At 40.0% G+C, this 14,990-nt stretch carries 14 protein-coding genes, 1 pseudogene and 1 riboswitch; of the genes and pseudogenes, 8 read left to right on the top strand and 7 right to left on the bottom strand.

The features are described 5' to 3' along the window. Positions 1–99: 99 nt before the first annotated feature. The 6 genes and pseudogenes from C6Y06_RS00495 to C6Y06_RS00515 all read left to right on the top strand — a co-directional run bounded on the left by C6Y06_RS00495 (position 100) and on the right by C6Y06_RS00515 (position 6,288). Positions 100–1,335, top strand: coding sequence for a TerD family protein (locus C6Y06_RS00495; protein ID WP_106036350.1), 1,236 nt, complete (start codon positions 100–102; stop codon positions 1,333–1,335). Positions 1,336–1,498: 163 nt separating this feature from the next. Continuing rightward, a complete protein-coding gene (locus tag C6Y06_RS00500) occupies positions 1,499–3,094 on the top strand; it encodes a ribonuclease YeeF family protein (protein WP_106036351.1) in 1,596 nt (531 codons plus the stop codon). A gap of 13 nt (positions 3,095–3,107) precedes the next feature. After that, on the top strand, positions 3,108–3,647 hold the full coding sequence (locus C6Y06_RS00505) for a DUF2247 family protein (RefSeq protein ID WP_034660743.1): 540 nt from the start codon (positions 3,108–3,110) through the stop codon (positions 3,645–3,647). 21 nt (positions 3,648–3,668) lie between these two features. Beyond that, positions 3,669–4,001: a hypothetical protein gene (locus C6Y06_RS20230; RefSeq protein ID WP_223250411.1), complete on the top strand. Its 333-nt coding sequence runs from the start codon at positions 3,669–3,671 to the stop codon at positions 3,999–4,001. A 628-nt stretch (positions 4,002–4,629) separates the two neighbouring features. After that, a pseudogene (locus C6Y06_RS20670) lies at positions 4,630–4,770 on the top strand (YxiF family protein); the annotation flags it as partial. 324 nt (positions 4,771–5,094) lie between these two features. Continuing rightward, a complete protein-coding gene (locus C6Y06_RS00515) occupies positions 5,095–6,288 on the top strand; it encodes an MFS transporter (protein ID WP_106036352.1) in 1,194 nt (397 codons plus the stop codon). 39 nt (positions 6,289–6,327) lie between these two features. On the opposite strand, the gene C6Y06_RS00520 is transcribed toward C6Y06_RS00515, so the two are convergent. The 3 genes from C6Y06_RS00520 to C6Y06_RS00530 all read right to left on the bottom strand — a co-directional run bounded on the left by C6Y06_RS00520 (position 6,328) and on the right by C6Y06_RS00530 (position 9,885). Then, positions 6,328–7,230, bottom strand: a complete 903-nt coding sequence (locus tag C6Y06_RS00520; RefSeq protein WP_034660559.1) for a shikimate dehydrogenase — start codon at positions 7,228–7,230, stop codon at positions 6,328–6,330. Between the two features lie 18 nt (positions 7,231–7,248). After that, positions 7,249–8,430: an MFS transporter gene (locus C6Y06_RS00525; RefSeq protein ID WP_106036353.1), complete on the bottom strand. Its 1,182-nt coding sequence runs from the start codon at positions 8,428–8,430 to the stop codon at positions 7,249–7,251. A gap of 432 nt (positions 8,431–8,862) precedes the next feature. Next, positions 8,863–9,885: a LacI family DNA-binding transcriptional regulator gene (locus C6Y06_RS00530; RefSeq protein ID WP_106030717.1), complete on the bottom strand. Its 1,023-nt coding sequence runs from the start codon at positions 9,883–9,885 to the stop codon at positions 8,863–8,865. Positions 9,886–10,146: 261 nt separating this feature from the next. Continuing rightward, positions 10,147–10,226: riboswitch (glycine riboswitch) on the top strand. Positions 10,227–10,388: 162 nt separating this feature from the next. On the opposite strand from C6Y06_RS00530, the gene C6Y06_RS00535 reads away from it, so the two are divergent. Then, positions 10,389–11,735, top strand: coding sequence for an amino acid permease (locus C6Y06_RS00535; protein ID WP_034660556.1), 1,347 nt, complete (start codon positions 10,389–10,391; stop codon positions 11,733–11,735). 48 nt (positions 11,736–11,783) lie between these two features. On the opposite strand, the gene C6Y06_RS00540 is transcribed toward C6Y06_RS00535, so the two are convergent. Next, positions 11,784–12,464 (bottom strand): DUF3169 family protein, encoded by a 681-nt coding sequence (locus tag C6Y06_RS00540; protein ID WP_106036354.1) that lies wholly within the window; start codon positions 12,462–12,464, stop codon positions 11,784–11,786. Next, complete coding sequence (locus C6Y06_RS00545; protein ID WP_034323321.1) at positions 12,461–12,667, bottom strand: helix-turn-helix transcriptional regulator; 207 nt, start codon at positions 12,665–12,667, stop codon at positions 12,461–12,463. The genes C6Y06_RS00540 and C6Y06_RS00545 overlap by 4 nt, the downstream gene beginning before the upstream one ends. Before the next feature lie 170 nt (positions 12,668–12,837). Here C6Y06_RS00545 and C6Y06_RS00550 point away from each other — a divergent pair, with 170 nt between their 5' ends. Continuing rightward, positions 12,838–13,461 (top strand): NUDIX hydrolase, encoded by a 624-nt coding sequence (locus C6Y06_RS00550; RefSeq protein ID WP_066031498.1) that lies wholly within the window; start codon positions 12,838–12,840, stop codon positions 13,459–13,461. 11 nt (positions 13,462–13,472) lie between these two features. On the opposite strand, the gene C6Y06_RS00555 is transcribed toward C6Y06_RS00550, so the two are convergent. Continuing rightward, positions 13,473–13,955: a DUF4188 domain-containing protein gene (locus C6Y06_RS00555; protein ID WP_095285585.1), complete on the bottom strand. Its 483-nt coding sequence runs from the start codon at positions 13,953–13,955 to the stop codon at positions 13,473–13,475. 4 nt (positions 13,956–13,959) lie between these two features. Continuing rightward, on the bottom strand, positions 13,960–14,511 hold the full coding sequence (locus C6Y06_RS00560) for a PadR family transcriptional regulator (RefSeq protein ID WP_106036355.1): 552 nt from the start codon (positions 14,509–14,511) through the stop codon (positions 13,960–13,962). Positions 14,512–14,990 lie beyond the last annotated feature (479 nt).

The raw sequence follows: 14,990 nt of genomic DNA on the forward strand, positions 1-14,990 counted from the left end.
TTGAAAAGAGATAAAGATATTAATAGGTTCTATTACATGATTTGGTATAATTGATCTATAAAAACGATAAATGGTAGATAAAGTATAGGAGTTGTTGAAATGAATCAAACACTGCAAATGGGAGCCAATACCGTACTAAGTTCTCCAAAGGGGCATGTATCCATCAGCTATGAAGTGTCATCTGCAATTGATATTTCTTTAACAGCGTTTCTTTTAACAGATTCGGATCAGGTTGAAGGAGATCATGGCATTATTTTTTACAATCAACCAGAGAGTGCTTCGGGTGCAGCGGCACTTCTACCAGCAGAGGTATCAGGTCAATTGAAAAGGCATCAATTGAATTTTGATATGAGCAAAGTGCCTGCTGGAATCACAAAGATGGCTATTACATTAACAGAAGATCAAGGAACGGGCTTTTCTCAAGTGAAGAATTTGCAAGCAGAAATTCGAACAGGTGACGAGGTGTTTTATCTAACACCAGTAAACTTTACAAATGAAAAGGGCATTGTCGTAGTAGAGCTATATATAAGAAATGGTGACACGAAAGCACGCTCAATTTGGCGTGGTTTCGATTCTGGACTGGAAGGTCTATGCAAGCTTTATGGTGTGGAGGTTGAACCTGATGAACAGGATATTTCTACACATCAAATGGCTCCTGAAAAACAACCAATTAAAGACCCTGCTCAAACGAAGACAACTGCTAAAGAGAAAGTCGCTGCACCTATCAGTTTAGAGAAAGTTCAGGGTAAAATTAGTCTAGACAAAGGTCATAAACCGATCATAATCGAGAAAACGCCTGAGATCACAGCTACAGTATCCTGGGAGTCCGGCACCGATTATGATATTTATGCATTGGTCTACACAAAGTCAGGAAAGCAAGTAGATGTGGCTATGTTTGGTGCGAAAGGAATTCCTGCTCTCAAAAGTTACGGCAACGGAGCTGTTGAGCATATGGGAGATGTCGGTAGAGACCATGAATCAATGAAAACAGAAGTTATTAAACTACGGTTAAATGACGATATCCTTGCTGTCGTTCCGGTTGTTTATTCTGCCCAATCAAACGGAACAGGTTCCTTTTATAGATATAGAGTATCTATGAGTATAGATAATCACCAAGGAACGTCTGTGACGATTCATGCCAAACATGCCAATGACAATGATCGTATTTATTCTTGTGTGCCAGGTATACTTCAAAATACAAATGATGGTGTGATCATCCGCCCACTTGAGCTTTACAGCAAACCAAACTCTGAGCGCAGACCTAAATTAAAAATGAAGTCTTCTAATGAAATTGAGGTTTTGATGGATAAAGGACCTATCAATGATTTTAAATAACACATGGGTATGGCTAGACAGAGCAAAGTACAGTGTCTAGCTTATTTTTTAGCCCGTTAAATAGTGAGTCTATTCCATTTTTTATGTCAATTAGCCTATTTTTCCGTTTTGGTGGACACGGTAAAATAGACTTTATGATCAATAATGGAGGGAGTGACTTCTTCTGGGCAAGATACTTGATACAAAAGCACTAACAAGTGCCACGGACACAAGGGCAAAACACTATCAGGAACTCCGTGAACAAATGGTAGATTTAAAAAAGGCACTACAAGGTGTGGCAAATCTCGGTGATGATTTCACTGGAAAAGGCGCCGACAACATTAAAAGCTTTTATAAAGAGCTGGCTGGAAATGTAGACATGTTTATCAGCTTCATTGATAAGCAAAAAGCCTTTCATGAAGGTGTTTCTGGGACACTCGATGATACGAATTTTGGCGACGATACCTTTGTAGAAGAACACTTTTTAGACAATGCAGTACATATGGGAATCAAAAACGCCAAAAGTATTGTAAAGGATCAAAAAAAGGCACTCAAAACGATTTTTCAAGACATCGACGACCTCATTTCTCTAGAAGTATTTGATAGCCAAACCTTTGATGAAAAAATTGCAAATGCAGAAGATGAACGAAAAAAGACAGTAAAAGACCTAAGAGAGCTTGATCAAAATTTAAAAGATGAATATGCTTTATCAGAAACGGAGCAGCAAGCTACAATGGCATTGTACGCAGAAATGATGAATGCGACAAATGATGGAAAAGCCATTTCGCCGATGAATTTTGACAAGAAAGCGTATCAAAATAGCGAAATCTACAAGGCAAAAAGCGATATTGAGAAGCAAACTGCTGAATATCTCAAAATTAAAAAAGAACAAGAAGAAGCTAGAGAAATCGCAAAGGAACAAGAAGCACTCGCCAACCGCCCTTGGTATGAAAAAGCACTTGATTATGGTGGAAATATCGTGAATGAACTGACTGGCGTGAACGATGCAAAACGCGCCGCAACGGGCGTTGACCCGATCACAGGCGAAGAACTTACCGCAGGACAGCGCGTCGCCGCAGGCGGCATGGCAGCAGCAGGTTATATCCCAATCGTCGGCTGGGCAGGCCGTATTTTCAAAGGCGGAAAGGCTGTCTATAAAACGACTCAAGCCACATCAGCAGCAGTACGAGCAGTCGACATCTACAAGACATCGCAAAAGTCCTTTGACGCCTTAAAAACATCTCAAAAAGGCTTATATGGTCTCACCGCAACAAACGGCTTCAGTGAAGCGATTACTGGGCGAGACATGTTTGGAAATAAGGTCTCGAAAGAACAGCAGGAAGCGAGTATGAACGCGGCGCTGGGAATGCTTTTGCCGTTTGGGGCGAAAGGGTTCAATGGGAAGATGGGGATTAAAGGAGATAAAATTGAACATCCGGTAATAGATAATAAAAGGGTCGGAAGTGCGTTGAAAAAGCCAGATGGTCAACATGGTTTCAATGATATAATTGACAATTACACACCACTGGCTAAAGAGTTTGATTTGGTTGGTGGTGATAAAACAAAGGTTAAGTTATATCAAATAGAAGGTGGAATGAAATACTATAGTTACAAGGATGTTTATAATAAAGATTTACGTATAATTGAAAGAGTGTTTTCGGTAAAAGATCAAAATGGTATTTTTGAGTGGATTGTCGATCCCAATAAGGGGGTTACTCATAGAAGGTTTATTCCAGAAGGTGAAATTACAGGATTACCTAATCAAAATCCTAAAAGATAGGAATGAAGAAAAAATGAAAAGTTCTATAGAGGTCTTAAAAACTTATAATATTCATTATGATTGGAAAACTATATATGTAGGAATTAGGCTAGATTTGATTTCATATAAAGAAATAAGCAAGTATGCTGTGGAATATTTATCTAATCATATTGAATGTGAAAATTCTTTAATCCTAGAATTAGCTTGGGGAGCTGGCGACCCAGATGAAGATTATAGAAAACTTCAAATGGTATTGGTAGAATTATATAATGATTTGATAGAAGAAGAATCCAGCCAATGGGACATTGAAAAAAGGAAATGGAGATATGGTATAACTTCTCATTTAAAAGAAATAAATAAGAATTCAACTGAAGAGTTGTTGGATGAACTTTCTGAAGTATACGCAGATTTTGGTTATCCTGAGGATATGGAACCGTTTATTCATTATATGCCTCCTTCAGATGGTTATAATCCGTTGCTGTATTCAAAAGAAGAGAATATAAATAGATTAGCATCTCTTTTTGAGGAGTTTTTACAAAAAGAAAAAGCATTTGTTCAATTTGAGCAAATGTAACTACTGATTAAAAGATGCCTAATGAAAATAGAACTTGAATTCGAAAAAGAAGTTACAAACTACTATAAGTGGTTAGATCAAAAAATAAATGAACTTAAACAGCTAAGTGTATATAGTATTAATGGATATTACTTTTTAGATGATGGCGGAATTAAGACTTTTCAACGTTATTGTCAAAATGAACTTATCGAAATTTTTAGCGACCAGTTGAATAATTACCATTTTTATATATTCCTGAGTAAGAAAGTAAGTGATGTACATTCTCGAATAGAGAAATTTCGAAAAGTATGGAAGTCTATTGACTCAGAAATAAATACTTCAGGTTTTGAAAAGGGGCCAGAACTACTTTTATGATGAACTTAGAAATCATTTTTATGTTAGTATGGCGAAAGTTCCTCAGCCTGAATTAGATAAAGCATTGCGGATAATGGATAAGTATCAATCGAGTTTCATGATTGCCACTAGAAGGGATTCTATTCTTTCAGAGGAATCTATAAAAGATTTGTTTTACTCAGGTTTGAACAAGGATAGTCACGAAGTAGATTATCAAGCACTTTTTTTGAAATATGGTTTGAATAGTGAAATTATTTTCAGATGGGGCTCTGTTGTAAATGAGGCCGAATTGGCAATGATATTAAATCAAGATCTTACCCAGAAAATACGGCAGCGAATACAAAGCTATTCATAGTATCTTCAAAAGACAATGATCTCTAACATATTAAACAATCCCCACATTCGGGACTGACTCTCATTTTTGAGACAGGGATCATGACACTTTATGAAACAGCCAGTTGTCGAAACTCTTTCGATGGCTGGTTGTTTCATTTCAATTGATGAAAGCAATGCTGTTCTCCATAAAGATACCATTTCTTCATGTTTCCACTTGTGTACTATTCTTAATCCTTATTTTTTGAATGAATCTCTGCTAACTTCAATCGAACGGTCTCTCCTTTTACACTGATTGAATAACTCACTCCTTTTTCATACAAACCAGCTTCTTGAGCAAACGAAATTTTCAAGTGGATACGGGGATTTTATTTTAGTCGCAGAGGATTTTTGTTTTGGGTTATGCATAGAGCGAACGGAATATTTTTATGAGCTAAGTATTTGGGGGCTAGAATAATTAACGATGAATAGAGTTGACACATCTTTTAGGGAGTGGAATTAGCCACTCTTTTTTTCTATCGATGGAGTCATACGCTTGATCGATGATTTTCTCTCAAATTTAAGCAATTCACTATCATTACCTTTCACATTCATATAAAATAAGAGAGTGAAAAATTGAAGAAATGCTTGATACATGAAGGGCATGTAAGCTGTGAGCTGCATGACATGATGAGATGTATGAACGTGAAGGCTGCAAAGCTGTTCTTCCTCACATATGAGATCTTGTAAGCGTAACCATTATTTGTCACTTCATTGCGATGGTGTTGAGGGGTGTGTCAGGATGAGAAATCCGTATGTGAGAACGGCTTCTAGTCTTTATATCAATTATTTTTTATTAGGTATGGTCAATATTATTTTGGCTTCAAATATGCCATTTTTAATCAAACAGTTAGATACCAATAGTGCGGGAATTAGTTATATGATTTCGGCGCTCGGCATTGGCAGGGTGCTCACGTATGGTCTATCGGGCGTGCTGTCAGATCGTTTTGGGCGAAAGCCGGTCATTTTGGTTTCGGGTGTGCTGATGGCGGCGTTTCTCATCGGAATCCCATTGTCTCCGAATTATCAAATTGCGTTTGCGTTTGCGATTTTGGCAGGGGTGGCGAATTCGGCGATGGATGCAGGAACGTATCCAGCGTTAATGGAGGCTTTTCCTCAAAACTCGGGATCTGCGAATGTGATGGTGAAGGCCTTTATCTCGATTGGGGCAACCATCCTACCACTGGCGATTTTCTTTTTAGCAGAGCATAATTTGTTTTATGGGATGGCATTTTTTGTTCCTGCTCTGATCTATCTTGTGAATGTCTTGATGCTGTGGAGCTTGCCATTTCCGAATCATCGCAAGGTGGAGCAAGTCCAGGTAACGGAGCATGACGGACTTCCGCGCTTCTCGATAGAGCCTACGTTTTGGAGAGAAGGGATTGCACTCATTGTGATCAGCTTTACATCAAATGGGCTGTATGCGTTGCCGCAAATTTGGCTGCCTACTTACGGTGAGACCATATTGGGGATGGCTTCAGGGAGTGCTGTGAAGCTGCTTAGTTACTATAGCATGGGCGGGCTGCTGTCTGTCTTATTGCTCGCATTTCTTTTGCGACGTTTTGTCCGTCCAGTCACTGTGCTGCTGATCTATCCAATCATTACACTTGTCTCCATCTGTTTCCTATTGGTCGTGAAATCCCCGGTCATCGGAACTGTCAATGCCTTTGTATTGGGATTCTCAACAGCCGGTGTTTTTCAGCTGACGTTAACGGTGATGGCTGAATTCTTCTGGAAGAACAAAGGAACGATGACAGGGATTATCTCCACAGCCGGCGGGGTGTCGGCTATTGTCATTCCGGTCGTAACAGGTTTAATTGAAAGTCACTCGACCATTTTACAAATCTTTCTGTTCGATGCGGTGGTGGCAGTTGTCGCTATTATCGGTGCACTGTATATTCTGTATCGATACCGTCAAATCATGGTCCATGAATAAAAAAGACGACCTCCGCTCAGGAAGTCGTCTTTCTTTTGTTTAGAAACGGTCATTTTCAAAAAGAATTTGTTTCACTTGATCAACTGGCATATCTTCACCAGTAAAGAGTTTGTAAGCAAGTGCACCTTGCCATAGCATCATGCCAAGACCGTTAATGGTTTTGGCACCAGCTTCCTGTGCTTGCGCAAGGAGCTTTGTTTTTTGCGGGTTATATACGACGTCTGTCACGATTAAATCTTCACGCAGGACATCAAGCGTATCATCGATGATGCTGAGCTGATCTAGTGGTTTCATGCCAAGGCTTGTCCCATTTGCTAAGATTGCACTTTCAGCTACTTCACGGCGGAAAGCGTCTTTGTCTTCAAGTGGGAAAATGTTCGCTTTGACACCAAATGATGTCATTTCGTTGTTGATGTAATTTACATTTTCTTCTGCTTGAACAAAGTATTGATCATTACGAGCAAAAATACTAATTTCACGAATACCTGATTGTGCAAGCTGAATGGCAATCGGTGTTGCAGCTCCGCCAGATCCGACTAGTGTGACCTTTTGACCAGCTAATTCAACGCCATGTTCAATCAAGTTTCTCACGTAACCAAGACCATCTGTGTTGTAGCCAATCAGTTTGCCATCTTTGTTTACGACGGTGTTACTTGCACGTGTGTATTTTGCAGAATCATCTAGTTCATCTAAGTAGTCTAGCACTTTCATTTTGTTCGGCATAGAAACGTTAAACCCAGCTGCACCCATTGCTTTCATACCGTTGACAGCTGCTTCTAGTTCCTCATTCCCTACTTCAAATGCGAGGTAAGCGTAGTTGATTCCTGTTAGTGTATAGCCAAGGTTATGCATACGTGGTGACAGGCTGTGTCCGATTGGTGTAGCAAGAAGGCCTACTAATTTGGTTTTTCCATCAATATTACGTTCATGTATGTTTGTCATGATTGACATCTCCTTTAATTATCTAAACAATTTTTTCATGCGTCCAAGAACAAAGACCGCTAACAATACGCTAATAACCGCAATGATCATATCGAAAAATAACGTCATTTTAATATCGTACGTGCTGACCAAACCGCTTGTAATGAGCGGCACAAGAATAAACGCTGAGCTTGCCGCAATGTTGACGTATGATGAAGCCGTTGCTTTGTTTGTAGGGAATAATTTCATCATAATACTCATCGCCAGCTGGAAGATCCCTGCTGTAAATAATCCTAAGAAAAAGGTGCTGACAATGACAATGCTATACGTTTCAATTTGAAATAGTGAAAGCATGGCAAGAAATGCTCCAACTGGATAAATGATTGCGACCATAATCGGCGAAATGAATTTATCTAATACAATTGAGAGCAGTAGAACTGACACAAGGGCACCAATACTAAAATAAGAAAGAAGCCGTGTCGCTTGTCCTGCGCCAAGCCCAATCAATTTCAATCCGAGCTGTGGAAGCCACGTTTGCCATACGACAAACAATGCAGTAGACGTGAATCCCATGAGCACGACGGCTAAGCCTTCACCCAACATTTTAGGTTCTTCCTTCATTTGTTCCTGCACTGGAAGGTCATCTTGTGAAGAGACTTGCTTATGGTTCGGGAACGGCATAAAGATCAAGTAAATCCCTACAAGTAAATAAAGAAGTCCTAGTCCAAAGAACGCCCAGCCCCAGAAGATGTCATGTGCAATAAGGAACGCCAAGATAAATGGAAGAACAGTCGCTCCAATTGAAACGGACGCCTTCACTAAAACAGAAGCTGAACTTGCCTTTTTAGGAAACGATTCTGTCAAAGCAGGATATGTTCCCGAATCAAGTAATGAGTTTGCAATCCCGGCTGAAATCGCAAAGATAAATGCCAATGTATAATTCGTTGTCGTTGGAATACCGATTAAGAATAATAAGTAAATAAAGTTCCCTGTAATAATGACAGGCTTACGTCCCCAGCGGTCTGCTAACCGGCCAGAGAAAAAGAGAGCAATCAGTTTACCAATTCCGATCGCCGATACAAGCAAGCTGATTTTCGTAATATCCACATGGTAGCGTTCAGATAAGCTATTCATATTGGACGCTACAATGATATTGATCATGCCGAGCATGAAGTAATTTAAATACATGCCGAGTGATGATTTAATATAAGGATTTTTCATGTTCCCACTCCTATATTTGCAACCCTTTTAGGGTTAAATTCTTTGTATGTCGGTTGTTCTTTCTATGAATGTACATAAAGCCCATCACAACACCCCTTATGTGATTGATGTAAAATAATGAATATTCATCTGTTCTTCAATTAAGTACATCGTTCTACTAAAATATAAAAATAAAAACAGCCTTGATAAGAAAGTGAATCTTCATAATTTGATCAGAATCAGAAAAGTCCACTTTTAACTGATGTTGAATAAAAACAACGATACACAGAAATAGGTATAACGATATACTAAAAGAAGCAACGAGATAAATATACTCCTGTGTTTAAAATGTGTCAAGTTTATGACTTTGTGATTTAAAAAAAGAAAAATGAAACAAAGAAATGATTGACTTACTCAATAAAAAAAGAGAATTGCTGTACACAATTCTCCTTTTCACAATGAGGTAGAGGTTTCTCTGATATGAAGTTGAGGCTTTAAGATCAATCGCTGCAGCTCTTCATCCTGCTCGTTCATTTTATGATATAAAAGGTTCGCTGCTTTTACCCCGATGGACCGTGGGAATGAAGAGACAGTGGTGAGCGGCGGGTGATACATTTCCGCTTCAGGGATGTTATCGAATCCAACTACATCGATATCTTCACCAGGCTTGATGTCACGTGATGTCAGTCCTTGAATGACCCCAAACGCAACTAAGTCACTAAAACAAAAAATAGCGGTAGGAGGATCGGGCTGATCGATGACTTGGGCGAGTGCTTCTTTCCCGCCTTCACGAGTCGGTTCCATATCAATAATAAGAGATTCATCAATTGTTAGGTTTGCCTCGTCGTGGGCTCTTTTGAACCCTTTCATTCGGTCAATCCAAGTCGAGGAGGACTTGATGCCGCCTAAAAAGGCAATGCGCCGATGTCCCTTTTGAAGAAGATGATGGACCGCCATCCAAGCGCCTTGTTCATAATCAGCACCGACATAGTCACAATGCACATCTGCTAATTCACGATTTGCCAGTACTTTTGGGGTGCGAATTTGATTTAATTGTTTGACCGTCCGAGCAGAGCTTTTCGAAGCTGGGTTTAAAATGATCCCGCCAACTCGGTGCTCTACCATGGTGGAAATGAGCCGTTCCTGCTTATCGACACTGTCAAAGGTTGTCCCAAGTAAAACGGTATAGCCCAGTGATTCAAGTGTGGTTTGCACGCCGATTAAAAACTCAGAAATAAACGTGTTTGAAATATCCGTGACAATCACACCTACAATATTTGAACTTTTTGACCGCATGTTAGCAGCGACGCGGTCATACACGTATCCTAATTCCTCCATAGATTGCAGGACCTTTTTTCGAGTGGCTTCAGAGATTCTTGGGTTGTTTCGAACAACGAGTGAGGCCGTTGAAGTCGATACACCGGCATGACGGGCGACTTCCTGTAATGTGACACGCTGTTTGTTCATTTTTTTCATTTATCTTCACCAACTTCAATGGATTGCCTAACTTGGTTCATGGTCAGGATGGATTTCTCCATCAAACGAGCCGAACATCTTTTGATTTATTATACCTTAATGAGGGGTGTTGATGAAGTGATGTCAGGTAGAGTGACAGAAATCATAAAAGATTTCCATTGACAGCTTTCTTCTAGAGGCGTAAAATATGAAATTATTCAGAAATAGCAACATTTTAAGTAAATAACGAAGGCTATGATTGCTGTGGGTCACACTATGGCAGGAGCAGCTTCTGGAGAGACCGCATGTATGTGCGGCGCCGAAGGGTTCACAATCTCAGGCAAAAGGACAGAAGAGTACGAAATATTGTATTTGTAATGCATGGATGACGCCGTGTATTGCTTTTCTCTATTTTGCTATTCTTTTATGACCGTGAGATTGGAGCGCATCCAATCTCTTTTTTTATGGACTTTTTGAGGGTTCATTATTTCAGTATAAGATCGTGTCGTAGGAGGGCGTTAGCATTGGAACAACAAGAATTAAAACGAGATTTATCAAACCGCCATGTTCAGTTGATTGCAATTGGCGGAACCATTGGAACTGGGCTGTTTTTAGGCTCTGGAAAGGCCATTCAATTGGCAGGTCCATCGATCATTTTTGCTTATTTAATTGTCGGAATGGCGATCTTTTTTGTCATGAGGGCACTTGGTGAATTACTCTTATCGAAGGCGGGCTATCAGTCATTAACCGATATTGCAGAGGACTATCTCGGTCCTTGGGCTTCCTTTGTGACAGGGTGGACGTATTGGTTTTGCTGGATTATGACAGCGATGGCGGATGTCATTGCTGTCGGAGTGTATGTGCAGTACTGGTTTGACATCCCGCAATGGATTCCTGCCATCATTTGTTTGTTGATTTTACTAGGGTTTAATTTATTAACGGTGAAGCTTTTCGGAGAAATGGAATTTTGGTTTGCGTTGATTAAGGTCATTACGATTCTATTACTGATCGGCGTTGGAATTGTCCTTTTAATCATGGGTTTTCAAACAGATGCAGGTCCGGTGACGGTAACGAATCTTTGGTCACACGGCGGATTATTCCCGCATGGTGTCACAGGCTTCTTACTGTCATTCCAGATGGTAATCTTTGCGTATGTGGGAGTGGAACTAGTCGGTGTGTCCGCAGCAGAAACAGCCAATCCGCAAAAAAACATCCCGTCTGCGATTAATAAAATTCCTTTAAGAATTCTATTTTTCTATGTGGGTGCCATCTTTGTTTTACTATGTATCAACCCATGGACTGAGCTCAGTGCATCAGAAAGTCCTTTTGTGAAAACATTTGGGCTGATTGGGATACCAGTAGCAGCGGGACTTATTAATTTTGTTGTCTTAACGTCTGCGGCTTCAGCTTGTAATAGCGGTATGTTCTCAACAAGCCGTATTTTATATAATCTCAGTCATCAAAAACAGGGACCAGCTTCCTTTGGACGTCTGAACAAGCACGCTGTTCCAAGTAATGCACTATTCGTTTCAACGATTGTGGTATCGGTCGGTGCTCTTTTAAGCAAGCTGATTCCCGAACAAGCCTTTGGTATTGTCACAACCATCAGCGCCATTTGTTTCATTTGGGTATGGAGTATTATTTTAATTTGCCATTTGAAATATAAAAAAACACGGCCTGAACTGCATGCGGCATCTACTTTTAAAGCACCGTTCACACCTTTTGTGAACATTTGTGTTCTTGTGCTCTTTGCTGCCATTCTTGTGATCATGCTGTTTGCGGATGCAACACGTCCGGCGCTCTTATTAACACCGGTTTGGTTTGGTTTCTTATTATTGATTTATGCACGAAAGAAACGCCGTGCGTCATAATGGACGGAAAAAAGCACAGCCTTTGCATTAGGCTGTGCTTTTGTTCATTTAACGATTTCTAATCCTGAACATATAATTTGCATTCAAAATGATTAAAACAAGTCCAATCACCATGATTGAGAAGAGCTGAGAGTGATTGGCCCCAAGGGAATACACAATCAAAATAAACATGGCACCGATCAACAGGATATTCATCAATTGATATGTGTGAAACAGTCCGCCAAGCATCACATGCTTTTCACCTTCGTCAGAAATAGCGAGCAGCTTTTTACTATAATCTTTGTCAGATGGGCTTGGTAGGTTGCGATTAGGGTAGACAAGCTTTAGAACGGATATCGCTACATAAGAACTGATAATGGTGACGATAAATAAAGTAACATTGACCAGAATCAGCCAAATAGGCTGCTCGGTTACGATGGCCATACCGATGGCAATAATGGACAAAATGGTACTCACCGTATTGGCTAACGTCAAATCAGTAAAGGTTCGATACTGTTTTGCTTCCAGTTCATCCTCCTCATCACCAGATACCGAAAGTGATACTCTTTTTTTCATACGTGAAATCCCTGAAAAACAATAAATAAACAATAGAATCGTCAATCCGCTGATGACAAGAGTCGCTTCGAATGCAACATCAAGAAGTGTCATCTCAAATTCGGCTGCCAGCAGACAGTAAGCGCCGAGAAAGCCAAGGAGAGCACCTAAGAGCATTTTGTATACAATTTTCATGTGAGTTCATCCTCCTCGAATAGAAAAATACGTTCAATGGGTTCCTGAAAAATTCGTGAAAGCTTAACAGCGAGCAAGAGAGACGGCATTAATTCATCTCGTTCCATTAAGCTGATGGTCTGACGAGAAACCTTTGCACGCTTTGCAAGCTCAGTTTGGTTCAACCCATCACGCGCACGAAGCTCTTTTAGCCGATTTTTCATTCTGTCACCTCAACTTTGATCGAAATCTTTCTTTGATTGTAAAGCATTGTATTCAATTTGACAAGTATAGTTGTCAAATTGATAAAAATAATTGTCAGAAAGATCATCTTTAATCAAAAGGTGAACCATGATACGCTAAAGGAAAAAGAAACAGAAAACAGGTGATGTCCGTGTTCATTGACCAATTAAAAAATGACTTACATCAATCACAACCGTTATTTATTGGAGAAGAGACAGCGTTCAAAGCTGCGGTCCTTGTCCCTTTGGTGCAAGTAAACGGGGAATGGCATATATTATTTGAGGTGCGATCGCTGATCATGAGAAAACAGCCGGGAGATATTAGCTTCCCTGGTGGCAAACTCGACGGCAGCGAAACAGCACAGGAAGCTGCACTGCGAGAAACACATGAAGAGCTGGGTATTCCACCAGAATCGGTGGAGATTCTTGGACAGCTCAGTCCTTACATTGCTTCTCCATCCTTCGTGGTCTACCCATATGTCGGGATCATTGATGAACAAAAAGTGAAACACTCCTTCAATCAAGAAGAAGTAGAAGAGACCTTTACCGTGCCTCTATCATGGCTCAGCCAATATGAGCCGTACTTACATCATGTACCCGTTCAGCCAACACCAGCTGAGGATTTCCCTTATGAAAAAATCATGAATGGTGAGAAGTACCGCTGGGGGAGCCGATCGATAGAGGAATGGTTTTATGATTATGAAAACTACACCATTTGGGGATTAACAGCCCGCATATTAAAGCATTTTGTGACCGTTGCAAAAAGAAATTCCTAGAGATTCGCTCTCTAGGAATTTGTTGTTTTCAGCCGTTCTTTCGCTGTTTGTTTTCCTTTACCAATTGGAATAGGAGCTCTCGCTTGGCTCAGTCCGTAGGAAGGCATGTTCATATAGACGGATTCATACGAGCCGGCTTGAATTTGATAGGTTTCATGATAAATGCCCACTGCGTCATTGTTCTGAGCCTTCTGATGGAAGTTCTTCCAAGCCGCCAAATGTTTTTCCATCTTCGCATAGGCAAGGAGGTCATCTGTTGATTTCCAATATTGGATCATCGCTGTCGTGCGTAAGCCAAAGTAATTCTCTGTCCCGAGGAAACCAAGCTCATCTTGATGGGTATACAGCTCTTTGATCATGCCAGGCATCGCCATGAACACAGGCAGCCATTGATGAACCGCCCAGCGTTTGTTGATCCGCATGCCGATGATGAACACAACAATCGAGTCAGAATTTTCTGTTGTAAACCTGCCAGCACGTATGTCTTTTTTCATTCATTTACCCTTCCTTTTTCATCAAATGGGATGTTTCCACGCACCAATCAATTCCTGCTTGAGCCACTCTTTTTCCGTAATCTAAAGTAAACAGCCAATACTTCGCATCCACTTCATCTGGATAAAGCTCTTGAATGTTTTCTTCAATCGAAACATAGGTCTTATAACGGATACGAAGCTGCCTTTCATAATCCTGTAGAAGCACCAGCTTTTTCTCAAACGAAAGATATTGACCGAAGAATAACTTTAATAACACTTCATTTCGTTCTGTTGGTAACTGATCGAGCGGCTGCGCTAACCACTGCCTTAACGTCTTCAGCCCTTTTTCAGTCAAATGATATTCCCGCTTGTCTGAGCGACCAGACGTAGAAGCGGGTGAAACCTCAGCAAGACCTTCCTCGACTATAAACTTTAAAGCTGGATAAATTTGTCCATAACTAATTTTCCAAAAATGATGCAAGCTCTTATCAATTAATTGCTTCACTTCGTACCCTGACTTACAATCTGTCGTTAAAATACCTAAAATTGCATACGTCGTATCATTGTATTTTTTCATATCAGCACACCTATCTAAAAGATATATCAATTAGATATATAATAAATTTGAAATGAATAAAAAGCAAGAAAATAATAATTGATAGATTTATATTTTTGAAATACAGGAGATAAATCATAAATATGGTAATATATACTTGATGTGTAAAGTACTTGCGCATCTATTCATAAAAGAATGGAGGGTGTACAAATGAAGTTGAGGAACATAGGAATATTGTTCATGATTGTTGCACTATTGATTGGTGTTGGAAGTTTTGGAGGAAACAAAGCATCTGCTAAAAAAGAATCACTGAATCAATCTTATGCATATGCTTATAAAACAAAGGACAATGTCAGTTGGCTGAAGGTGACTGAAAAGAAAGGCAAGGTCACGGGTTACCTAAACGGTAAGGGTGTTAAGATTGATCCAATTGAACCTTTTATGGTGAAAACAAAATACAAGCTAACGGGGAAAACCACCAAAAAAGGATACAAACTTAA

The organism is Bacillus sp. MZGC1 (assembly GCF_002998605.1).
Classification (GTDB): domain Bacteria; phylum Bacillota; class Bacilli; order Bacillales; family Bacillaceae; genus Bacillus.